The sequence below is a fragment of the Winogradskyella rapida genome (assembly GCF_042675845.1).
GTDB lineage: Bacteria > Bacteroidota > Bacteroidia > Flavobacteriales > Flavobacteriaceae > Winogradskyella > Winogradskyella rapida.
In genome coordinates this window covers 1,749,275-1,774,019 of the sequence record NZ_JBHTKM010000063.1, presented here as the reverse complement: position 1 = coordinate 1,774,019, position 24,745 = coordinate 1,749,275, and the positions used below count along the sequence as shown (strand labels likewise).

Annotated in this window: 20 protein-coding genes; 16 read left to right on the top strand and 4 right to left on the bottom strand. The window is 36.1% G+C overall.

Going from position 1 to position 24,745, the window contains the following annotated elements; translation table 11 throughout:
- The first annotated feature begins 142 nt into the window (after positions 1–142).
- From ACFQ13_RS14930 to pth, 5 genes are all read left to right on the top strand, one after another.
- Positions 143–271 carry a hypothetical protein gene (locus ACFQ13_RS14930; protein ID WP_386118736.1) on the top strand — a complete coding sequence of 43 codons (129 nt, stop codon included), beginning with the start codon at positions 143–145 and terminating at the stop codon, positions 269–271.
- 785 nt (positions 272–1,056) lie between these two features.
- Complete coding sequence (locus ACFQ13_RS14925; protein WP_386118735.1) at positions 1,057–1,317, top strand: hypothetical protein; 261 nt, start codon at positions 1,057–1,059, stop codon at positions 1,315–1,317.
- A gap of 4 nt (positions 1,318–1,321) precedes the next feature.
- On the top strand, positions 1,322–2,077 hold the full coding sequence (locus tag ACFQ13_RS14920; protein WP_386118733.1) for a GLPGLI family protein: 756 nt from the start codon (positions 1,322–1,324) through the stop codon (positions 2,075–2,077).
- The gene (locus tag ACFQ13_RS14915; RefSeq protein WP_386118732.1) at positions 2,034–4,769 is read left to right on the top strand and encodes a carboxypeptidase-like regulatory domain-containing protein; all 2,736 of its coding nucleotides are present in this window, start codon (positions 2,034–2,036) and stop codon (positions 4,767–4,769) included. Before ACFQ13_RS14920 ends, ACFQ13_RS14915 begins: the two co-directional genes overlap by 44 nt.
- Before the next feature lie 118 nt (positions 4,770–4,887).
- Positions 4,888–5,520 carry an aminoacyl-tRNA hydrolase gene (gene pth, locus ACFQ13_RS14910; RefSeq protein WP_386118729.1) on the top strand — a complete coding sequence of 211 codons (633 nt, stop codon included), beginning with the start codon at positions 4,888–4,890 and terminating at the stop codon, positions 5,518–5,520.
- 54 nt (positions 5,521–5,574) lie between these two features.
- On the opposite strand, the gene ACFQ13_RS14905 is transcribed toward pth, so the two are convergent.
- On the bottom strand, positions 5,575–9,537 hold the full coding sequence (locus ACFQ13_RS14905; protein WP_386118727.1) for a reprolysin-like metallopeptidase: 3,963 nt from the start codon (positions 9,535–9,537) through the stop codon (positions 5,575–5,577).
- Between the two features lie 94 nt (positions 9,538–9,631).
- On the opposite strand from ACFQ13_RS14905, the gene ACFQ13_RS14900 reads away from it, so the two are divergent.
- From ACFQ13_RS14900 to ACFQ13_RS14850, 11 genes are all read left to right on the top strand, one after another.
- A complete protein-coding gene (locus ACFQ13_RS14900; RefSeq protein WP_386118725.1) occupies positions 9,632–10,540 on the top strand; it encodes a bifunctional riboflavin kinase/FAD synthetase in 909 nt (302 codons plus the stop codon).
- Positions 10,533–11,852: an HTTM domain-containing protein gene (locus ACFQ13_RS14895; RefSeq protein WP_386118723.1), complete on the top strand. Its 1,320-nt coding sequence runs from the start codon at positions 10,533–10,535 to the stop codon at positions 11,850–11,852. Before ACFQ13_RS14900 ends, ACFQ13_RS14895 begins: the two co-directional genes overlap by 8 nt.
- A gap of 208 nt (positions 11,853–12,060) precedes the next feature.
- On the top strand, positions 12,061–13,332 hold the full coding sequence (gene serS / locus ACFQ13_RS14890) for a serine--tRNA ligase (protein WP_386118722.1): 1,272 nt from the start codon (positions 12,061–12,063) through the stop codon (positions 13,330–13,332).
- 383 nt (positions 13,333–13,715) lie between these two features.
- Complete coding sequence (locus ACFQ13_RS14885) at positions 13,716–15,500, top strand: tetratricopeptide repeat protein (protein ID WP_386118720.1); 1,785 nt, start codon at positions 13,716–13,718, stop codon at positions 15,498–15,500.
- A 167-nt stretch (positions 15,501–15,667) separates the two neighbouring features.
- Entirely contained in the window at positions 15,668–15,988 is a 321-nt protein-coding gene (locus ACFQ13_RS14880; protein ID WP_386118718.1) for a DUF4286 family protein, read from the top strand.
- A gap of 137 nt (positions 15,989–16,125) precedes the next feature.
- Positions 16,126–16,914 carry a 16S rRNA (adenine(1518)-N(6)/adenine(1519)-N(6))-dimethyltransferase RsmA gene (rsmA, locus tag ACFQ13_RS14875; protein WP_386118716.1) on the top strand — a complete coding sequence of 263 codons (789 nt, stop codon included), beginning with the start codon at positions 16,126–16,128 and terminating at the stop codon, positions 16,912–16,914.
- A gap of 58 nt (positions 16,915–16,972) precedes the next feature.
- Positions 16,973–18,346, top strand: coding sequence for a magnesium transporter (mgtE, locus tag ACFQ13_RS14870; RefSeq protein WP_386118714.1), 1,374 nt, complete (start codon positions 16,973–16,975; stop codon positions 18,344–18,346).
- 202 nt (positions 18,347–18,548) lie between these two features.
- Positions 18,549–19,487, top strand: a complete 939-nt coding sequence (locus tag ACFQ13_RS14865) for a 2-hydroxyacid dehydrogenase (protein WP_386118712.1) — start codon at positions 18,549–18,551, stop codon at positions 19,485–19,487.
- A gap of 29 nt (positions 19,488–19,516) precedes the next feature.
- On the top strand, positions 19,517–19,972 hold the full coding sequence (locus ACFQ13_RS14860; RefSeq protein ID WP_386118710.1) for a DUF1801 domain-containing protein: 456 nt from the start codon (positions 19,517–19,519) through the stop codon (positions 19,970–19,972).
- A gap of 64 nt (positions 19,973–20,036) precedes the next feature.
- Positions 20,037–20,423, top strand: a complete 387-nt coding sequence (locus ACFQ13_RS14855) for a VOC family protein (protein ID WP_386118708.1) — start codon at positions 20,037–20,039, stop codon at positions 20,421–20,423.
- 74 nt (positions 20,424–20,497) lie between these two features.
- A complete protein-coding gene (locus ACFQ13_RS14850) occupies positions 20,498–20,977 on the top strand; it encodes a YtxH domain-containing protein (RefSeq protein ID WP_386118706.1) in 480 nt (159 codons plus the stop codon).
- A gap of 69 nt (positions 20,978–21,046) precedes the next feature.
- Here ACFQ13_RS14850 and ACFQ13_RS14845 read toward each other — a convergent pair whose 3' ends face one another.
- From ACFQ13_RS14845 to ACFQ13_RS14835, 3 genes are read right to left on the bottom strand one after another with little or no spacing between them, the layout of a single operon-like run.
- Positions 21,047–22,879 (bottom strand): GNAT family N-acyltransferase, encoded by a 1,833-nt coding sequence (locus ACFQ13_RS14845; protein WP_386118704.1) that lies wholly within the window; start codon positions 22,877–22,879, stop codon positions 21,047–21,049.
- Between the two features lie 20 nt (positions 22,880–22,899).
- On the bottom strand, positions 22,900–24,150 hold the full coding sequence (locus ACFQ13_RS14840) for an aspartate kinase (protein ID WP_386118702.1): 1,251 nt from the start codon (positions 24,148–24,150) through the stop codon (positions 22,900–22,902).
- A complete protein-coding gene (locus tag ACFQ13_RS14835) occupies positions 24,150–24,626 on the bottom strand; it encodes a GNAT family N-acetyltransferase (RefSeq protein WP_386118700.1) in 477 nt (158 codons plus the stop codon). The genes ACFQ13_RS14840 and ACFQ13_RS14835 overlap by 1 nt, the downstream gene beginning before the upstream one ends.
- Positions 24,627–24,745 lie beyond the last annotated feature (119 nt).

Sequence of the window (24,745 nt, the reverse complement as noted above, 5' to 3'; positions counted from 1 at the left end):
AAACTATTGCTTTTTATGGTTATATGCGGTTCGCACTAAAACCATACGCTGAGCTACAAAACTTTCTTTTGTGCTCCGTTCATGTCTTACAAATATCCATAATTTTTCCTTATTTTTAAAATATTAGAAAAAATCATTTGAAATGAAACAACGTATTACATTCGTATTTGCATTTGTACTGGGTTCATTTTGTTTTGCCCAAACCTTAGACTTTAAAAATGTTGACTTTAGTACTTCTGCATTTTCAAATGAAGAATTAACCGCTTTTTAATTTACAAGAATTACAACACCATTACCGCTTCTACTTCAACAAAACGATTCTAAGTTTTCTATGTTGGAAGCTGACACTGATTTTGAGCTTAATTCTGAGATATTTAATTCAAAAGTATTTTCTAATTTGAACCTATTTGAAAACAACTATCAAAATGAGTTCGATTACTCTAGAGGTTGTGGTCCTTTAAAAGATGGTTTGACTCACACAGTGAACAGTAGCGATGTTATAGTTTCAAGATTTGTAGATTATGTGGTTAATGAGTATCTTAAATCTTTAATATTTAAGGATTAATTTCATTCACATATTACATCAACGCATTCACAAACAAAAACTTAGTGTTAAAATCCAAACGTAAAACTGTTAAAGTTTTAATTATTTTACAGTTTCAGTTACGGTTTTTCCGCAGTAAAATTACGGAAAGACCGTAAACTTAAAATTGATATAAAATTCTCACATTTCCCTTGATTATTTCTATTTTTTATTTTTAGATTTACAGAGTTGAAAGCATTTTATAGAGTTATGTAAGAAGTCGCTCTTAAGAATGTGGACGACAAAAATGTTTAAACATATAGCTTGTGCAAGCTTTTTTATTTTTTACCCCTAAGAATTAAAATTAGTAGCAAAAAAGACTTCTAACAAAAATGACTTCTACTTCTCATTCCCTTAATGAGAAAACAAATGACTTCTAAATTTAAAAGACTTCTATTCCCTAATTTTTAGGGAGCTAATAGTTATTAACCAACCTGTCTAAAAAAATGTGATGGGTTTAAAATCTTAAAATTATGAAGAAAAAAGTATTTAGCCTTTTGGCTGTGGTAATGTTTGCGAGTAGTTTAATTAGTATGTCGCCATCAACTATAACTTCAATTGATGACCCAACCTTTAACTATGATGACTGTTCAAACGAATATGATTCTCGCCTTTTACTTGCGCGATTCGTCGGGTTCTCAAATGCACAAGCACATGAAATGGCAGGCAATGCATATCAATACTGTATTGACAACGTTGATTTAAGGGCTGGAGGATACTGGAATTACAATTAATTAAATGAAGAAAATAATAACCTGTCTTATAATTGCATTATTATTTTGCAATAAGAACACTTACGCCCAGCACATTATTGTGGACTATAATATCGAAACAAATTCTCTTTTTAACGAAGAGAAAGATTTCGAAGGAATAGCTAAAGAAAAATCAAAAGAAATAATTGAAGGTTTTAATAGATCTTTAAAATTATTGAATTCGATGAAAGCTCATCTAATAGCCTCAAAAAGTGAATCTTATTTTTGGTTTGAGAATACAATGCCTTCAGATATTAATATAATGGATTATGATATGGCTAAAATCATGATTGGTTATGGTGATAGTTATTATTCAAATCAATTAAGTGGCAACTCTACGCATTTTTTTAGTGCATACGGTATTAAATTCAAAATAAAAACACCTGTAGATAGTTTAATTTGGAAACTATCAAAAGAAACTAAAATTATTGGTGATTTAAAATGCTTCAAAGCTACTACAAGCTATAAAGTTAAAAATAATCTTCGAGAGCATACTGTTGAAGTGATTGCTTGGTATGATCCGAGTTTACAGTACAATTTTGGACCAAAAGGTTTTAGCGGATTACCAGGTTTGATTATTGAACTAAAGGATGATAAAATAACTTATAGTGCTGACACTATCAAATTCAAAGAAAGTAAAATGAAAACCATTAAAAAACCAAATGGGAAATTAATCACAAAAGAAGAGTTAGAAGAATATGGTGAAAAAGCTCAACAAAATTTTAATATCAATAGAAATTAGTTCATTAGAAAAAATTTTTAATTTTAAAGTCCTGCTATTTTTAGCGGGATTTTTTTCAGTCTGTAATGCTCAACAAATCCTTATTTTTGGAGTAGTAACTGACACTATACAAAACCCATTACCTTATAGCAATATTCTAGCCATCCCAAAAGCAGACAACCAAGACATAAAATACGCAATTACAAAAAACAATGGCAGCTATAAACTAGGACTTGTGAAAAACCAAACTTACGAGCTTACCGTGAGTTACTTGGGCTACAAACCACATAAACTTAGTATAACCACAACCGACCAAAACCTCATTAAAAATTTTATCCTCAAAGAAAACCCAGACCAACTAGATGAGGTTAACATAAAATACACACCACCAATTACCGTTAAAAAAGACACTATAACCTATGATGTCACCAAATTTGTAACAGGAGAAGAACGCAAGCTAAGAGACGCCTTAAAAAAATTACCTGGTGTAGAAGTGGATAGGGAAGGTAATGTAATGGTACAAGGTAAAAAAGTCACTAAAGTCTTAGTAGAGAATAAAACGTTTTTTACTGGTAATAGCAAATTGGCTGTAAATAATATACCAGCAGATGCGGTTGAAAAAGTTGAAGTATTAGATAATTACAATGAGGTCGCCATGCTTAAAGGCCTACAAGACTCTGAAGATATGGCAATGAATATCTTATTAAAAGAAGATAAAAAAAAATTTGTGTTTGGTGATATTGAGGTTGGTGCAGGTATTAAAGAGCGTTACTTATTGCATCCTAATCTATTTTACTACAGCCCAAAAACCAATGTTAATTTTATTGGCGACCTTAATAACCAAGGCATTAAAAGTTTTAGTTTTCAAGATTACTTAGAATTTGAAGGTGGTTTTGCTAAACTATTAGATGATGCAGGTAGTTATTTTAGCCTTTCTAATAGCGATTTTGCACAATACCTCAATAATCAAGATTACACAGATAATATTAACCAGTTTGGTGCCTTAAATATTAGACAATCGATTTCAAATGTTACGGATATTAGCGGTTACCTTATAACCTCTAACTCTAAAACCCAAACGGCCAGCAATACGTTGAATGCTTACCAAAATATCACAGACCCTTTTACAGAAGATAGAACCGTTACCAACAACCTCAATAACTTTTTTACTATTGGCAAGCTCACCGTTGACTACGAGCCCAGTTTTAAAGAAGATTTTGCTTATAGTGCTTTTGTAAAAGTGACCAATAATGATAGTCATGGTTTTGTAAATACAATTAACCCAGACCAAAATAATAGGATTACGACAGTAACAGATGTTGCAGCACTTAATCTAAAACAAAATATTACCTACAGTCGTAAATTGTCTAAAGCGCATACAGCCACTTTAGAAGCGACTTATAATTTTCAGAATGATAAACCCATAACTGAATGGCTCACTAATCAGCAAATTTTACAAGGTTTAATCCCTTTAGAAGATGCTGATGTGTATAATATTCTTCAAACTAAAAAATCAACGTCGCATAATTTTAATGCCATTATAAAAGATTATTGGGTAATTAATAACTTTAACCACCTTTATACAAGTGTTGGTATTAACACATCTTTTAATGATTTCTACAATGAAGATGTACAATTGCTGAGTGATGGCAGTATTAATAATTTTAGTTCGGCTGGTTTTGGTAATGATTTTGGATATAGCTTTATAGACACCTATTTGGGATTAGAGTATAAATTTCAAATTGGGATTGCGACTTTTAAACCTGCTGTTTTTTATCATGGGTATTTGTGGCGAACACAACAATTTGAAGATGCTGAAACCTCTTCTAAAAATCTGTTATTACCGCAGTTCACCACTAAAGTAGATTTTAATAACAGTGAAAAACTGAATTTTAAATACAAACTGAATGCGCGTTTCCCAGCCATCAATCAATTGGCGAATAATTTTGTGTTGTCTAACTTTAATAGTGTTTACAGAGGAAACAATCAGTTAGAAAACCAATTGTACCATTCCGCAACCTTGAGTTATTATAAGTTTAGTTTGTTTAGAAATTTAAACCTTAACTTCAATACCAGTTTTAATAAACGTATAAAAAGCATAAAAACAGTTTCAGAACTTAATGGCATCGAATCCTTCAACACAACGATAATGTTTGACCAACCAGAACATAACTGGATGCTGAGTGGACGCGTTTCAAAAAAAATCAATAAAATTCGCTATAACCTGAGTAGTCGTTTTAGTTATAATGATTTTTACCAAATTTTGAATAACGAAACCAATCTTAATATTTCAAAATCCATTGCTTCAACGATTAGCGTGGAAACTTCATTTAAAAATCATCCTAACTTAGAAATTAATTACACCAAAGATTTTAATACTTATAAAGCTTTAGATAACATCTCTAAATTTGAAAATGACCAATTTGAAGTTATTTTGGAATACGATTTTTTAAAGGATTTTATCTTTAAAGCCGATTATACCTTTGATAATTACACTAATAAAAGTTTAGATACTAAAACCACTTTTGATACAGCAAATGCCTCATTATTTTACCGAAAAGAAGATAGTCCTTGGGGATTTGAGGTTAATGCAACTAACCTTTTCGATACGCGATTTAAACAACAAAATTCCTTTAATGCTTTTGTAATTAGTGATAGCAGAACATTTATTTTACCACGGATTGTGATGTTTAAAGTGAGTTATAAGTTATAATTCTATTTGTAATCTTTGAAACAGCTTCAAAAAACGAAACCTACAACACTAAGACCATTCCAATAAAATTAGTTTTTAGTCAACTTCTTTTTACTTTTGCACAAACTAAAAACACCTCATGATTACGTTTTTTAAACAATGGTTTGGTTTTAGTGACGAAGTAGAACTCACAGAAGAAGATACAATGAAAAAATTCTTAATCGTTGGCTTAGGAAACATTGGTGACAAATACACCAATACCAGACATAATATTGGTTTTAAAATCCTCGATTATTTAGCCGAAACGAATGACCTAACTTTTGAAACCGTGAAACTAGGTGACGTTGCGACCCTAAAAGTTAAAGGTAGAACGTTGATTCTTTTAAAGCCGAGTACATTTATGAACCTCAGCGGAAAAGCCATAAAATACTGGTTAGAAAAAGAAAAAATCCCTTTAGAGAATATGCTTGTCATCACAGACGATCTCAATCTTCCCTTTGGATCGCTTAGATTAAAAACTAAAGGTAGCGACGGAGGCCATAATGGCCTAAAAGACACCCAAGACAAATTGCAAACCTCAAAATATAACCGTTTTAGATTTGGTATCAGTGATGAGTTTAGCAAAGGCCGACAAATAGACTACGTTCTTGGAGAATGGACTGACGACGAAAACACACAGCTGAAAGAACGCTTAAAAATTTCGGCAGAATTGGTAAAATCTTTTGCTTTAGCCGGAGTAAATAATACGATGAACCAATTTAATGGAAAATAAAAAAAGGAGTCTAATATAAATTTAGACTCCTTTTTTTATTTCTATAACCTGCGCTTAGTCCACTACAATCTTCTTAAGGTTTTGCTGAAGTCCATCTTTTATGTTTACTAAATAAACACCAGACTCCACTTGGTTGAGATCTATGGTCTCAAGGAAATCTTGAGTAGCATTATATTGCTTTTCAAAAATACGCCTTCCATTAATATCGTAAACAATGACCTCTATTTGGCTAGATTTTGGGTTAGACATAAAGACATTAAACCAACCATTATTAGGGTTCGGATAAACCCGTATACTGGCATTATAATCCACATCAGCAACCGATAAGGTAGGTAGCACACAAATATCTAAGGCAAAAGCCTCAAGAGTACCTCCATCTTGTGCTGTATCATCTACCACCGTTAAAACCCATTCTCCGGTGACGGATTCCCCATAGAGCAAAGATAAATCTCCTTCTGGTAAATAACTTCCCGTAAATGGTGCCGAGGCTTCCCCGATAGGCATTGAAGCTTCAGCATCAAATACTGTAGCGGTATAATTTTCACCATTTCCACCATTATCAGAAGACAATTCTACAACGGTACCATTAGGACTAGTTAAGGAAATATCTAAATCAGCTGTCCACGAATGTGCAATTGTTATTAATACATCAAGATCTGTTACTATACCTTCTTCAACTACAGTTACCGATGACGTATAAACCACATTTCCTTCAGTAGAAATAGAAATAGGCGTATCTAATGCCGTTGTTGTATTACAGACATAATCGCACACATCACCAATACCATTGCCATTTATATCAGATTGGTTTGTATTAGCCACTAAAGGACAGTTATCATCAGCATTTAAAATTCCATCGCCATCAATATCATCATCACACAAATCACCAATACCATCGCCATCTATATCCGATTGATCTGAATTGGCCGTCATAGGGCAGTTATCTAAATCATTAGGAACACCATCATTATCATCATCTTCTTGAGGTACACCACATATATCAAGTGACCAACTATTTAAACTTCCTTCTAAATACAAATAAACATCAGACACGTTCAAGGTCCAATCTCCACTAGAAAGGCTTCCATTAAAAACCGATAAATCGCCTTCCGGTTGAAAGGTTCCTGTAAAGGGCGCTGAACCCGATGTAATAGCAATCTCAGCATCACTATCAAAAACGGTGGTTTCATAATTATCACCATTATCGCCATTACTTTGAGAAAGTAGCACTTCAGTACCATCTGGAGCAATAAGTTTTAAAACCACATCTTCAATCCAGTTGTGCGCTACATTTACAGTAACATTCACATCTGTAATAACCATAGGTTCAGTAATAGAGATCACCGCATTAATACCTTCGGGCGACGCGTCCGGAATATCCCTTGGAGCATCTTCCGTTATATAACTTTGACATGCTATGTTGGCTGTGGTAAAATTAGATTCAGAATAATTCCCTACACCACAAGCATTCACACTTCGTACTCTCCAATAGTAAGATGTTAAAACATTTAAATTAGTAGCGACGTATGAAGGTTCCGTGACGTCTGAAACTTCAACAAGTGTTGTAAAACTAGCATCCGTAGCCACTTCAATAGTATAAGAGGTGGCATTAGGATCTTCATCCCAAGAAAAATTAACCATTTCCGCAGGGACATCCACAGCACCGTTTGAAGGTGTTAGCAAGTTAAGATCTAAAAAGGTAGAATTATAAACACTAAAAGTCCCTTCAGCGCTATGCGTAATATTCCCCGACGTCCCTACTAAAGTAATTGGATAATCTCCTATTGAAATATTAGAAATACCCGTTACAGTTGCCGTAACATTAGTCCCATCTGTAACCGCTTGACTCGGAGAAAATACAACTGATGCACCTGACGGTAGGCCTGTAGCACTAAAGGTTGTGGTTTCTGAAAAGCCTAAAAAAGTATGATAGGTAAAATTAAACACCACAGCTTCTGGAGCACAAACCGAAACCGCCTCTTCTTCCATATTTAAGACAAATTCCGATTCTTGAAGCGTTAGATTAACAGGGTTAATGGCATAAAAAATATTTGCACTAGCTTCCACTTTTATTCGTGCTATGGACGTTTCTCCTCCAATGGAAGGCACCGTAATAAGCTGCTCGCCATCATTAGGAACATTAGCCGCTAAAACATAAGGAAAGGTATAACCGCCATCTGTAGATAATAAGATATTGACCTCAGCGGCATTGACATTACCAACATCTGTACCCGCAACATCCCAAGTAACAACTTGACTAGAGCCTACATCCCAGATCTCATCTACCAACTGCGAGGTCAGCACAAACGGTCCTGCATTAGCGTCTACATTAACCGTCATGGTATCAAAATCGCTTTGAGGCGTAAGTCCAATGCCTTGTCCTTCGCTTCGATCTCTTACGGTTAAAGCAAAGTTTAAACTTCGCCCAACATTAGAAACCGTTTCCCATGAGACATTATTTACGGTAACCGAAGGATTGGTTTCGGTAAGTTCACCAGCAATGACACGCTCTTTTACTGGCATATAACGCTCTGACGACCAACTTGGCGGCCTAGACCTCCAAACAGCACCTGACGATTTATCTGGACCAAAATTTGAAAACGTACTTACCCCATCATCAATTTGCTCCCAAGTATAGCTAAGCACATCATTAGCATCGGCATCTGTAGCAGCTCCTTTTAATACAAAGGCAGTTCCTTTAGGAATAGAATAATCTAAGCCCGCATTGGCCACAGGCGCCTGATTGGCAATCACAGTACCTACCCAACAGGTTCTTGTCTCTAAATTATCTAATATTTGTAAAATACTGTAGTAATGAAAATAAGGATCGGAGTGATCTTGAACATCATTATTTCCTGTAATCCCTGCATAACCCATAATAGTGGTTCCACTCCCTGGTTCTGCATTAACACCCGTTCCTTCCGAGGAATTAGAATAGGTATGATTGGCGCCCATTTGGTGTCCAATTTCATGAGGCACATAATCAATATCAAAAAAATCTGTTTGATAAGGTCCGCCATCATTATCTGTAAATTGATGCGACGAGAAACCACTTCCTTTAGCATTATTAACACAAACACAGCCTATACATCCTGCATTCCCGTTATTAGATCCGTACGCAAATAAATGCCCAATATCGTAATTCGCTTCACCTATAGTAGCACTTAAGGTTGTTTGTAATTGCGAATTATAATTGCCGGTATACGGATCTTCATTCGCATCTTCATAGATAAGTTCCGTCCCCGTTACAAGCGAAAAGGTAACGGCCATATCCACTTCAAAAACTTCATTGACTCTATTTAAGGTAGACACCACTTGTGCCAAGGCATCTTCTTGAGCATTTCCGTTGCTTGCAATACCATCATCCCAAAAGTTGGTGTACTCTGCCGTAGTAGATATCGCAATTCTAAATCGCCTTAAAACTTGATCATTAGCATCTCTCGGACTTGTTTCTATTTCAAGTGTCCGTAATGGTATATCTTCCGTAAGGCATTCAAAATCCTTAATCTGATCTATTTTTTCTTCACGTGTATAAACCGTGTAATTAGACGCATCTCCGCGTTGCAAGGGCACTACAAACGTCATTGGTCCTTCTGCATAGCTCACCATAGCTTGTAAGCCTTGCGGTGAAACGCTAAATCGGGCTCTGGCGCCACGTGTTTGGGTACCAAAACCTAAATACGTTTTAATCTGCGGATAACGCTCAGACAACGCTGCAGATAACACCCTTGTTTCTACCACCTCAAAAGGTTCTAATTCCCCATTATAATTGGGAAGGTAAATGGTTGTACTACCCGTATTACCACTAGCTCTTAAAGGTGTCCCCTCAAGTTCCGTTTTAAAATCTTCTATATTTAAAGAAAAGGTTTGTGATGGCTTTTGAAATGATACGCTTGAAGTGTTCGCGCTATTCACAGCTTTATTTTTGGTTTTCTGCCAATAAGACTGTTGTGCAGACACTGAAAATACCGTTAAAAAAATGGATAATGACAAAACAAAATGTAGTTTTGTTTTCATAAACGAAAGGAATAAAAATTAGTAGTTGACTAATTTAAGCTTTTTTTCGTTAGTAAAAATATCAGGAATATCAACCCTTTATAAATTTCAAAACTTGACGAATCCTTCGCCAAAAGTTACAACCATAGGCACCTTTGATGGCGTTCATATCGGGCATCAAAAGATACTAAAACGCGTGGTAAAACTAGCCAAGCAACAAGGCTATACCCCAGTGGTACTTACTCTTTTTCCACATCCTAGAATGGTGCTTCAGAAAGATAATTCTATTCGGCTTCTCAATACTATTGAAGAACGGGTAGCGCTTTTAAAATCTATAGGAATTGAAGAGGTCGTCGTAAAAAAATTCACCCAAGATTTTGCCAACCTATCGGCTGAAGCTTATGTAGAACAGATTTTGGTTGAAGAATTGAATACCAAACAGGTTGTTATTGGCTATGATCATCACTTTGGAAAAAATAGAAGTGCCAATATTAAAGACCTTAAAATATTTGCTGATCAGTTTGATTTTAAGGTTGAAGAAATTACCGCACAAGACATTGAAGATGTAACTATAAGTTCCACAAAAATTAGAGCCGCACTCAACCAAGGTGAAGTGGACTTAGCAAACAGCTATTTAGGTTATAATTTTTTCATCACGGGCACCGTTATTAAAGGGAAAGAACTCGGGAGAACGATTGATTTCCCTACCGCTAATATTGATGTAACGGCCTCGTATAAATTGATTCCAAATGATGGTGTTTATGTGGTTAAATCTATTATAGACGGTAATATTGTCTTTGGTATGATGAATATAGGAAGCAACCCCACTGTGGATGGTAAAGTCCGTTCTATTGAAGTTCATTTTTTCAACTTCAATAAAGATATCTATGATGTAGAATTAAGAATTGAATTCTTAAAACGCCTCCGTAGCGAGCAGAAATTTGAAAATTTAGACGCCTTAAAAACGCAATTACAGCAAGATATGACTGAAGCTTCTGACTACATAAACGGTTTAAATGAATAAATTTCTCTTTAAGCACATAGACAATTCAGGCCTTATTGTCTTTAGAATAATTTTTGGATTACTCTGCTTCTTAGAGGCTGTTGGCGCAATTTTCACAGGCTGGGTAAGACGCGTTTTAATTGAACCAGAATTCACCTTTTCGTTTATAGGGTTTGAATGGCTACAACCACTTCCCGGAAATTGGATGTATGCGTATTATGGGCTTATGGGCCTTTTTGGGCTTTTTATTATGCTAGGCTACAAATACCGATTTAGCATGTTAATGTTTGCCTTAATGTGGACGGCAACGTACCTCATGCAAAAATCATCGTACAACAATCATTATTACTTATTGATGTTGCTTAGCTTTTTAATGCTGTTTTTACCTGCCAATCGCTATGCCTCATTAGATGTAAAACTAAATCCTAAATTACAGCGGATTTCCATGCCAAGTTGGTGCAAATGGCTTTTTGTACTGCAGTTGTTTATACTTTACACTTACGCCTCTGCTGCAAAATTCTATCCCGATTGGTTAGATGGCACGGTTATGGAAATTTTAATGCACAGCAAATCAGATTACCCATTAGTGGGCACGCTTCTGCAACAGAAACCTGTTCACTATTTTTTAGCCTATGGTGGAATTTTATTTGATGGTCTCATCATTCCACTTCTCCTCTTTAAACCCACAAGAAAATATGCCTTTTTTGGGTCCATTTTCTTTCACCTTTTTAATTCATTTGTTTTTCAAATCGGCATCTTTCCATACATGTCTTTAGCGTTTAGCTTATTCTTTTTTGATCCTAAACTTATAAAAGATCGCTTCCTAAAGCACAAACCGTATTACAACGCTCAGGAAGTAATAGTTCCAAAATCTCGCGTTGTATTACTGCCTTTATTTTTCGTTTATTTTATCGTTCAATTGGGACTTCCTTTACGTCATCACTTTTTTAAAGATGATGTGCTATGGACGGAAGAAGGCCATCGTTTATCATGGAGAATGATGCTACGATCTAAAGGCGGGAGAACAACCTACCGTGTTATTAATGCAGAAACAGGACAGTCTATTCCTATTCGCTTAGATGCATTTCTTACAAAAAAACAACAACGTAGTGCCGGTACTAAACCCGATGTGATTTGGCAGTTTTCGCAGCACCTAAAAACTCATTTTGCTAAAGAAGGAATTCCGGTAAAAGTCTATGTTAACTCGTATGTCCGTGTTAATGGTAATCCGGCCCAACGCCTTATAGATCCTGAAGTCGATCTTGCCAATGAACCTTGGCAGCATTTTAAGCATCACGATTGGCTATTACCTTCAAAAAAAGAAACATTTTAGACGAAACCGCATTAAAAACCTTAGCTAAGCTTAAAGCGCCATACTATAAATAAAAACTTAGACCGTGCTGCTTTAGTTTTTACGGGACTTCTTTAATGCCAATTGCCTATTAAAATAGACTCAATTATATTTTTTCCTGCTCTTTTTCTTTTTACTTTTGTTGCTTATTGTCATTAAGAACAATTGGTTTAAAACCTAAAAAATAGATATGCTACAAGTTGCTTTTATACAAGAGAACAAAGAAGACATCATTGCACGTTTAGCAAAACGAAATATTGATGCCACAGAAATGATTAATGATGCGATTGCTTTAGATGAAGACCGTAAAGCAATTCAAACAAAATTAGACAATACAAAAGCAGAATCGAACGTCTTATCTAAGGAAATAGGAAATCTATTTAAATCTGGCGAAAAACAAAAAGCCAATATTTTAAAAGAAAAAACCACACAACTTAAAGAGACCACAAAAACTTTAGAGCAAGAGCTTAACGGTAAAGTGGAAGCGCTTTCAGAATTGTTGTACAGAATTCCTAACGTCCCAAATACTATTGTTCCTTCAGGAAACACTGACGAGGATAATGAGGAAACTTTTAGAGAAGGTGATATCCCAAAATTACACGAGGGCGCCTTACCGCATTGGGAATTGGCTAAAAAATACAACCTTATTGATTTTGAATTAGGAAATAAAATTACGGGTGCTGGTTTCCCAGTTTATATTGGAAAAGGAGCCCGATTACAACGTGCTTTAATTGCTTATTTCTTAGATAAAAATACCGCTGCAGGATATACCGAATATCAAGTTCCGCATTTGGTCAATGAAGCTTCTGGCTTCGGAACCGGACAATTGCCAGATAAAGAAGGACAAATGTACCATGTAACGGCAGATAATTTATACTTAATTCCTACGGCTGAAGTCCCTGCCACTAATATCTTTAGAGACACTTTATTAAATGAAAGCGATCTTCCTATTGGTATTACAGGCTATACACCATGTTTTAGACGTGAAGCAGGAAGTTATGGCGCTCATGTAAGAGGTTTAAACAGATTACATCAATTTGATAAAGTTGAAATCTTACGCGTAGAGCACCCAGATAATTCTTATAAGGCTTTGGAAGGTATGGTAGCCCATGTTAAAAGCATTTTACAAGACTTAAAATTACCTTACAGAATTCTTAGATTATGTGGTGGCGATTTAGGATTTACCTCTGCGTTAACCTATGATTTTGAAGTGTTCTCAACCGCTCAAGACCGTTGGTTAGAAATTTCTTCTGTATCTAATTTTGAGACCTTCCAAGCGAACCGCTTAAAACTACGTTTTAAAAACAGTGAAGGTAAAAACGAATTATGTCACACCCTAAACGGAAGCTCATTAGCACTCCCAAGAGTCCTAGCGGGCATCTTAGAAAATTACCAAACTGAAGATGGTATTGAGATTCCTGAAGCCTTAAGGCCTTATACAGGTTTTGATAAAATTTCGTAATTAAAAGCGATACTTACCTTACAAATGTTAATTTTTAATGCGCTTTATCGAATATTAAGGCATTTACTCGCTATATTCGTGTAATTTTCTGTATTTAGTGTCTCACACCAAACAGCTCTAAATATGAAAAACTTAAAACGCATCGTATTACTTGTCGCATTAATAGCACTCGTTAGCAAGGTGTTGTTTTAATTTTTCAAAATCATATAAAAGACAACCACGCTAGAATAATTGAATCATATTGTATAATATTGGTTAATAGCACATTTATTTTACTGGTCGTGATGCCTAAACCTCGGTTTAGGCATTTTTTTTATCATTAATTTCACAAGTTCCCCATCTTGCATTGCTTATATTTGAACAGCGCTTACTAATTGATTAAAATGTTACAACGGTTTTTTATTTTTCTTTTCGTCTTAAATAGCTTGTCTAGTGCTGCTCAGCACACCGCAGAACAAGCCGAGAGCTATTATGAAAAAGGAGCGTTTAACAAAGCCTTAATTATTTACGAATCCTTAGCCAAACAATATCCTAACAGTTATAACTACCGTATAAAACTTATAGATATTCATCAGCAATTAGAGCAATACGATAAGTCTGAAACGATAATTAGAAGCATTTTAGAGCGACGCTACAACCCGATGATTGAAATTATGCTAGGCTATAATTTTCAGCTTCAGGACCGTAAAGATCGTGCCAATGCCCATTACGAAAATGCTATTGCTTTTACCGATGAACACCCCAACTACATCTACTCCATTGCTAGAAAGTTTGAAGAGTACGCGCTTTTAGAACGGGCCATTCAGGTGTATGAAAAAGCAAAAGTGCTAACGCCGCAAAAAGATTACAGTATTCAATTGGCTAAAATATATGGCGACTTAGGAAATGTGGAGCAAATGTTTTCTAATTACATCACCTATATTGCCTATGCACCTAGCCATATTAACAGTATAAAACGTGCCATTAGCGATTTTATTTCTGAAAATAGTGAGAATGAAAATAACCGCTATTTAAGACGTCAACTTTTAATACGCATTCAGCAAGAACCAAGCACCTATTGGTACGAAATGTTAAGCTGGTTATACATACAGGAGAAAGCCTACCAAAAAGCGTTTATACAAGAAAAAGCGTTATACAAACGTCAACCCGAAAGCCTTTATCGTATTATAGAATTGGCTAACCTAGCGCATACAGATCATGATGATGCTACCGCTAAAACCATTTATAATTTCATCTTAGACGTCACGCAAAATCTCGGTGCCGTTTTAAGTGCCCATCAAGCCCTATTAGAAATTGACACCAAGACAGCAGACCCACAACAGCTAGAAGTCATCGATGAAAATTACAAGGGCTTATTTAAGACCTACGGAAAAAATGAACGCACCCTAGACTTACAATTGGCTTACGGCAAATTTTTAGCCTTTCATAAAAAAGACCCTAATGCAGCCACCACCTTCTTAAAACAGAGCTTAACGTTAAACCTCACTAAATTTGAAGAAGCCGAAATTAAATTGCTCCTTGCCGATATTTTAGTCCTTCAAGAAAAATTTAATGAAGCCCTAATCTTTTATTCGCAAATACAACTGAATTTAAAAAACAGTCCTATTGCTCAAGAAGCCCGCTTTAAAGTCGCTAAAACCAGTTATTATAAAGGTGATTTTGATTGGGCAGAATCGCAATTAAAAGTCTTAAAATCTTCAACCTCGCAACTTATTGCTAACGACGCCTTAGATTTAAAACTATTAATTTCAGATAACAAATACGAAGACAGCACACAGACGGCCTTAAAATCTTATGCTAAAGCCGATTTATTGGCCTTTCAGAATAAACCAAAAGCAGCAATTTCACTGTTAGACCAACTCTTAAAAGCACATCAAGGCGAAAGCATTACAGACCAAGCCCTCTTTAAGCAAGCCCAACTCTTTGAACAAACAAAACAATTTGATAAGGCTGAAGCCAACTATCTACAGCTTATTAAAGATTACAGAGACGGTATTTTAGCCGATGATGCCCATTACCATTTGGCCGAATTGTACCGTAACGCTTTAGACCAACCCGAAAAAGCGAAAGACTATTACGAAATCATCTTATTTAAATATCAAGACAGTATTTATTTTGTAGAAGCCCGCCGTAGATTCCGTATGCTCCGTGGCGACTTCATCAACTAATCCAATTTCCTAAGCCTTACCACCCAATCTAAGGACTAATACTTCATTGTATAGCAACCTTAAAGGCTTCTAAGATTCATAAATTTCGCTAGCCTTAAGTCGCGCAGATTACTCTTATTATAAATTCATACTTTTGCAAAACATTTATAATTTCTAATTTCAGCGTAATGATCATATATAACGTCACTCTAAATATCGATAAAACCATCACTAACGAATGGCTAGAATGGGTAAAAGAACACATCCCTCAAGTTTTAGCCACCGGAAAGTTTAAAGAAGCAAAACTGACTAAAGTTTTGGTTGAAGATCCAGAATCTGACACCTACTCCATACAGTTTCGTGCCTTATCTAGAGAAGCTTTAGAAGCCTACTATGCCAATGATGCCGAGCGTTTAAAGCAAATTGGACTTCAGCGTTTTGGAGATAAAGTTTTATCGTTTAGAACCGAATTAGAGGTGGTAGATGAATACACGGTTAATTTCAATTAAACAGAAATTGACCCCTAAAGCCTTATCTCTTTTAAGAAGATCCAAGGCTTAAAGCTAGAAAAGCAGTGCCAAGCCGTTATCGCTTAGCAACAACCCGTATCTTTGTACCCTAACCATTTAAAAACCGTCGTGTAGTCGTGGAAAATCAAAACCAAGTTAAAGCCAAAAAACATCTAGGACAGCATTTCCTAACAGACGAATCTATAGCCCAAGATATCGCAGACAGCCTATCTCTTGAAGGCTATAACGACGTTTTAGAAATTGGTCCAGGAATGGGCGTGCTTACCAAGTACCTCTTAAAAAAGGACACCACCACGCACGTTATAGAAATTGATACCGAGTCGGTTGCCTATTTAAAAAATAATTATCTGCATCTTGCTGATAGAGTTATAGAACAAGATTTTTTAAAATACGATTTAAACCTTGTTTTTAATAACAAACCTTTTGCCATCATAGGAAATTTCCCGTATAACATTTCCTCGCAAATTGTATTCAAAACCCTAGAATTAAGAGATCAGATTCCAGAATTCTCTGGAATGTTTCAAAAGGAAGTTGCTTTAAGAATTTGCTCTAAAGAAGGCTCTAAGGTTTACGGTATTTTATCGGTACTTACGCAAGCTTTTTATGAGGCCGAATACCTCTTTACAGTACCCCCAACAGTGTTTAATCCACCGCCAAAAGTAGACTCGGGTGTACTGCGTTTAAAACGAAAAGAAAACTATAGCCTACCTTGTGATGAGAAATTATTTTTTCGCGTGGTAAAAACAGGATTTCAACAACGAAGAAAAACATTACGTAACAGTTTAAAAACCTTTAATCTCTCCGATAATTTAAAAGCAAATGCTATATTTGGCCAACGACCAGAACAGTTAAGTGTAGCGCAATTTATTGAACTCACTTTGCTGATAGAAAACGATAGCGAATAGGTAAAATTTGGCCCTAACGCCAATTAAGACTCTAAACTTTTAAATCCAGAATTTTAGCGTGGAAGAACTTCAAGAAAATATACAATTTCAGCTTTCTGATGAACTTATTGAAAAGGTAGAAATCCTTGTTGAACAACAGAACGACAAGGCGCTTAAAGTCCTTTTAAATGAGTATCACCATGCAGATATTGCAGAGATTCTTGATGAGTTAAACCTAGATGAGGCCGTTTACGTTATAAAGCTTCTCGACTCAGAAACTACCGCTGAGATTTTAATGGAACTCGATGAAGATATTCGAGAAAAAGTCCTTAAAAACTTATCCAATAAGGAGATTGCCGAAGAAATTGAGGAGTTAGATACCGATGATGCTGCAGATATCATTGCCGAACTTCCTGAAGAGCGCCAAGCCGAAGTAATTTCGCAAATTGGAGATACTGAACACCGTGAAGAAATACAAGAACTTCTAGCCTATGATGAGGATACCGCTGGTGGACTTATGGCCAAAGAGCTTGTAAAGGTTTACGAAACTTGGACCGTTGCCGGCTGTTTACGCCGCATTAGAGGACAAGCCAGAGACGTCACCAGAGTGCACTCCGTTTATGTCGTAGATCGTCAAGGACGCCTTATTGGCCGGCTCTCTTTAAAAGATTTAATTGTCTCTAAAAGTGATCAAAAAATTGCAGATATCGCCAAAGAAAACGTGGCCTGGGTTCATGTTAATGACAATGTAGAAGACGTTGCTAAGGTGATGGCAAAGTACGATTTAGAAGCCATCCCCGTCATAAACGATCATAACGTTCTTGTAGGTCGCATTACTATTGATGATATTTTAGATGTTATCCGAGAGGAAGCCGACAAAGATTACCAAATGGCTGCCGGGATTTCGCAAGATGTTGAAGCCGATGATAGCATCCTAAAACTTACCAAAGCCCGCCTACCTTGGTTGTTTATTGGTATGTTTGGTGGCCTTGGTGCCGCTAGTATTATAGAACAGTTTAACGACAACATGGGCAATTTTGTGGTCTTACTGAGTTTTGTTCCCCTCATTCAAGCCACCGCAGGAAATGTAGGTGTACAATCTTCTGCCATCGTGGTTCAAGGTATTGCCAATGGCACTATTGATGGTAAAATTTTAAAACGTTTATTTAAAGAATTTTTACTAGGCTTAGTCAATGGTGTTGCCATTTCACTCGTTGCTATTATTATAACACATTTCATTTTTGGCACCCCATACATCGTGTCTATCACCATCAGTATCGCTCTTATTGCAGTGATAATTATGGCCGCTTTAATTGGGACTTTTATTCCTATTTTCCTAGATAAACGCGGTATAGACCCCGCCGTTGCTACCGGACCTTTTATCACCACTAGCAACGATGTTTTTGGTATTTTAATCTATTTTCTTATCGCCAAATTAATTTTAGGGATTTAAGCTTTGGGCGTTACCACAAGGGTCAGGCTTTCACGACTCGCTTTTTGCAAAAAAAGCAAAAGAGCTCAAACAAATCGCTCAATCCTTAACGCGGTCTAAACAAGCAACACTACAGTCTATAAGACTATCGTAAATCTTCGTAACTTTAAAGCCTTAAATTCAACTTAAAAATTAACGACTACCTCATCTTTAAGGTTTTGCTATGAACATACTACATATAGACGCTAATCACCCCCTATTAATAGAACAATTAAATGCCCTTGGTTTCACCAATCATACCGATTACAAGGCTTCTAAATCAGAAATAGAAGCTAAAATCGCCAATTGCGATGGCATCATTATTAGAAGCCGTTTTTCTATAGACCAACAGTTTATAGATGCAGCAAGTCATTTAAAATTTATTGGTCGTGTTGGTGCCGGCTTAGAAAATATAGACACCGCCTATGCAGAATCTAAAGGCATCTACCTAATTTCTGCTCCAGAAGGCAATCGTAATGCCGTTGGCGAACACACCTTAGGCATGTTGCTCTCCTTGTTTAACAAACTTAATAAAGCCGACAAAGAAGTACGCCAAGGCCAATGGTTACGCGAAGAAAACCGCGGTTTAGAATTAGATGGTAAAACAGTAGGCCTTATTGGTTATGGCAATATGGGAAAAGCCTTTGCCAAGAAACTTCGTGGCTTTGATGTTGAAGTGCTATGCTACGATTTAAAAGCCAATATTGGCGATGCCAATGCCAAACAAGTGTTACTAGAAGAACTAAAAGCTAAAGCCGATGTGCTTAGTCTTCATATTCCGCAAACAGCACTAACGCTAAACATGGTCAATTCAGAATTTATCAATGGTTTTAAAAAATCGTTTTGGTTACTTAATACGGCAAGAGGGAAAAGCGTCGTGACCAAAGATTTGGTTGCTGCCTTAGAATCTGGTAAAATTTTAGGCGCCGGACTCGATGTTTTAGAATACGAAAAAGCGTCCTTCGAAAATTTATTCACCTCCACAAAAATGCCAGAAGCCTTTCAGTACCTCATTGCCTCTGAAAAAGTAATATTATCACCTCATGTGGCGGGTTGGACCATTGAAAGTAATATTAAACTCTCGCAAACCATCGTCGATAAAATTAAAGCGAAATTTTGTTAATTTTATAAACCTAACTAAAGCGATGAAGTATGCAATATAAAGCCAGTTCCGTAGACGATTATATCAGTCAAGTTCCAGAAGAGCGCCAAGACGTTTTAAAAAAATTACGCAGCGTAATCACCACTCATCTCCCAGAAGGCTTTGAAGAAGGTATTCAATATGGTATGGTGGGCTATTATGTGCCGCATTCTAAGTATCCAGATGGCTACCATTGCGATCCTAAAATTCCGCTACCCTTTATGAGTTTTGCCTCACAAAAAAACTCAATTAACCTCTATCACAGCGGTATTTACGCCGATCCGAAATTGCACGATTGGTTTGTAGAGGCCTACCCAAAGCATTGCAAACGCAAGTTAGACATGGGTAAGAGCTGTGTTCGGTTTAAAAAAATGGATGATATCCCCTTTGAACTCATTGGACAACTTTGCGAAAAAATGACCTGTGAAGCTTGGATTAAGATTTACGAATCGGCAATAAAAAAATAAAAGGGATAACCTTTAAAAAATTCTAACAGCATCTTAGCAATAAGAGGCCTTAAATACATCTCAAATGAAAAAGCGTGTTACAGGAGTAGGCGGTCTATTTTTTAAAACTAAAGATCCTAAAGCAGCGAAAGATTGGTACCAAAAACACCTTGGTTTTAATACGGACGATTATGGATCTACCTTTTGGTGGAAAAACAAAGAAGGCCAAGACTGTTCTACACAATGGAGCCCATTTCCGGCAGATTCTAAATACTTTGAACCTTCAAAAAAAGACTTCATGTTTAACTACCGAGTTGAAGATTTAGAAGCGCTTTTAAAAGTTTTAAAAGAAGAAGGTGTAACAATTATAGGTGATATGGAGACTTATGAGTATGGAAAGTTTGCTTGGATCTTAGATAATGACCAAAACAAAATTGAATTATGGGAGCCCGTTGATGCGGCATTTCAATAATCTCAATATGTAGTTTACCTCATTTTTAAGCGGCAATTGACCTACTGATTATTAACCCTTTAAAACCGATAAAGATGTCAGACAGTACAAATGACTTAAGCGATGATCTTAACGCTATGTTAGATGACGCCAAGGATAACGCTAGAAAAGCTGGGGATAAGATTAGCCAAAAAGCGCAAGAATTCTCAAAAGACGCCAAAGACTTTAGTCGAGATGCAAAAAAGGCTGCCGAAGACTTTAGCCATGAGGCAGAAGAGGTCTTCAGCGACGGCAAAAACGTGGCTATTATTGCCCATATTACCATTATTGGATGGATAATTGCCTTTATTATGAACGGCAAAAACAAAACCGAATTTGGTGCATTCTACATTAGACAAATGCTTGGTTTAGGCTTGGTGGGATTAATTTTAGGATGGATCCCAGGCATAAACTTATTAGTTGGCCTAGTCTTAATTATCGCTTGGCTTATGAGCCTTATGAGCGCATTAAGCGGAGAAATGAAACCAACATTCTTGTTTGGTAAACAGTTTCAAGAATGGTTTAAAAGCCTTTAAATGAAAAACCCAGAACTTTTAGTCCTGGGTTTTTTATTTTATACTCATAATAGCGACGTTGAGACCGCCTTATTTATCTTCAGTACTATCCATAAATTTACGTTCTAATTCGGCCTGAAATTCTTCCATCACCGGTCTTACAGTACTATCGGGAAGATCAGCAATCTTTATATACATTAAGCCATCTACAGCGTTATTAAAGAGCGGATCTACATTAAAAGCCACCAATTTGGCATTTTGCTTAATGTACTTTTTCAATAATACCGGTAAACGTAAAGCACCAGGCTCTACTTCGTCAATAATCTTATCAAATTTATTAAGATCGGCTTCGGTTTCGTCAAAAACAAACTCCTTATCCGCATCTTTTAATTTCACCTTAAATTCCTTTTTAGGATGCACGTATTGCGCCACATAAGGATCGTAATAATGCGACTTCATAAACTCAATCATCAAACTTTTAGAGAAGTTAGAAAATTGATTGCTAATACTGACTCCACCAATTAAATACTTGTGCTCAGGGAAACGTAAGGTAATATGCACAATACCTTTCCAAAGTAAAAATAAAGGCATTGGTTTTTGCTGGTATTCTTTAACAATAAAAGCACGACCCATCTCAATAGATTGGCTCATCATTTTATGCAATTCCGGCTCAAAGCGAAACAAATCTTGAAGGTAAAATCCATCAATACCAAAACGTTCATAGATCTTAGACCCTAAGCCCATACGGTATGCGCCTGCAATAATATTTTGCTCGTTATCCCATAAGAACATATGGTGATAATACGTATCAAACTTATCTAAATCTATAGCTTCATTGGTCCCTTCTCCGACCTCTCTAAAGGTAATTTCGCGCAAACGCCCTATTTCTCTCAGAATATTAGGAATGTCCTTAGGCGAGGCTAAAAACACTTCGTAATTCTTGCTCATGAGTAGCCTGCTGTCGTTCACACGTAGCTTATCCACCTCAGCAATCATAATCTTAGGTGCAATAGGCGTAACAATACGTTTAGGCATTTTAGCCACTTTTAATTGCGACTGAATATTATCTAAAATCTTCGGTTTATCTTCAAAAGTTTTAGACAACATATAGGTTTTTCGTCTTAAAAATTCTGAAAACTCCGGAAGCGTTGGATGTTCATTCTGATCTTTTACCGAAATCGGTCTACCAATACGCACCTTAATAACACGGCGTTTTTGCGTTAAGACTTCAGAAGGTAACTTGGCTGTTCTTAGTGTATCGCTAATCTTAGAAAGGCGATAAAACAGACGGCTATTTTTAGCATGAAAATAAATTGGAACTACAGGTACTTCGGCTTTTTGAATAAGCTTCATTGCCGATGGTTCCCATTCTTTATCAACCACCAATTTGCCATCTCTATAAGTAGACACTTCTCCTGCCGGGAACACGCCTAACGGATGCCCTGCTCTTAAGTGTAAAATTGAATTTTTAAAACCGGTAATACTGCTTTTTACATCCTTACGATCTTCAAAAGGATTTACGGGCATAATGTAGGGCTTTAACGGCGCAATACGATGCAGTAAGAAGTTGGCAATAATTTTAAAATCACTGCGCTGCTCCATCATTAACTTTAACAACAAAATACCATCAATCCCTCCAAGCGGATGATTAGAAACGGTAATATAAGGTCCCTCTTTTGGGAGACGCTTAATGTCTTCTTCGGGGATCTCAAATTTAATCTGAAATTCCTCTAAAATAGCATCTAAGAAGTCTACATGACTAAGATGCTTATTGCGTTTATAGAACTTATTGATGGTTGAAATTTTAAGAACTTTCATTAAAACCCAACCAGAAAAGGTCCCTAAAAACCCATATTTATCAACATGAATTGCCTTGGCGACTTCTTTAGCCGTTACTAATCCACTATCTGATGATTTACCCATAAAACAAATGTAACAACTATTTAATTAGTAACAATCTGAACGGTCCCTTGAGTTAACTGTTTTAGTAAAACAGTTTTATCCTTTTCTAACGCGTCTACCACCTTATCATTGTAATGTCTTATGGTGTATAAATTAACATGTTGATGACAGGTGACTTTAAATTTAGCTTTCAGGTGCTGAAGTAATTTCTCTAAATTATCGTATAAATTCTCTATACAAACCGAAAAACTTATGGCGGAATTCTGAATCACATCAACCTTCATTTTATACAAGTGCAAAAGACTAAAAATATCACTAATATTATCTTCCATAATGTACGAAAAATCTAAGGATGATAACGAAATTAATGTCTGATTCTTCTTCACTATAAAACAAGGAATTTCCGGTTCTATGGCTTTTCCTTTACTGACGCAAGTACCGTTGGCCTCAGGGTTTAAAAAGGATTTTACATACAAAGGAATTTCTTTGCGCTGTAAAGGTTGTAAGGTCTTAGGATGAATTACAGAAGCGCCGTAAAAGGCCAACTCAATGGCTTCTCTATACGAAATTTGGTTAAGCAGTTGTGCGTTTTCAAAATATCGTGGATCTGCGTTTAACACGCCTGGAACATCTTTCCAAATGGTAACACTACTCGCATTTAAACAATAGGCAAAAATAGCGGCCGTATAATCACTGCCTTCACGCCCTAAAGTGGTTGTAAAGTTATTGGCATCACTCCCTAAAAATCCTTGTGTAATATTTAAAACTGAAGGCTCTAAATGCGTGGCAATATTTCTCTGAGTAGCTTCCCAATTCACATTAGAATGGCGGTAGTAATTATCGGTTTTTATAAACTCCCTAACGTCGTTCCATTGATTTTTAATCCCAATTTCATTGAAGTAGTGACTCACAATGGTGGTTGAAATTAATTCGCCATAACCGATAACCTGATCGTAAACAAAATTGTAATCAGGGGATTTATTTGTTTTAAAAAAGAGATTTAAATCTTCAAAAAGCGCTTTAACGTCCGTAAAAACTTGATGGCGATCATTCGTAAAAAGATCTTTTAAAATGCTATCATGGTATTTAACCACTTCATGGATGGCATTTGGTAAAGCCGCTTTAGTTTCAAAATAGGACTTTATTACCAGCTCCATGCTGTTGGTCGTTTTCCCCATAGCAGAAATGACCACTAAGGTATTATCATACCCTGTTGTTTTTAAAACCTTCGCTACATTTCTTACTCCATTTGCATCCTTAACAGAAGCACCACCAAACTTAAAAATGCGCATTATAATTGTTCTAAGTAATTTTTAATTCCGTTTTCATCGAGATGCACCACATTCCAATCGCGCTTTACGTCCGCTCCTTTACTTTCATAAAAAGCAATCGCAGGATCGTTCCAATCTAGAACTTCCCAACTAACGCGTTTAACGCCTAATTGTTGTCCATAACTCACCACAGCATTTAAAAGTTGCGTTCCTAGGCCTAAACCTCTTGAGTTTTCACTTACAATAAGATCTTCTAGATGTAAAATACCGCCTTTCCAAGTGGAATAACGCGGATAGACCAAGGCAATACCTTCCACTTTTCCTTCGGCTTCAATGACAAAACACGTAAATTTAGGATGTGGTCCAAAACCATCTTGCTCTAAATCGGTTAGGGTAACCTCTACAGCATCCGCTTCTTTTTCGAAAGTTGCCAGCTCTTGGATGAGTTCTAAAACCCGTGGCATATCTTGTTTAATTGCTAATCTTGGTTGTCCCATTATCTAAATAAAAACCTCAAAGATAGTCTAAACTCGTCTTATTAAACAATTTTTTTAAGCTACGAAAACGATATAGTTTGTTAAAAAATACGATATTTGTGAGGTATTAATCAATCTCA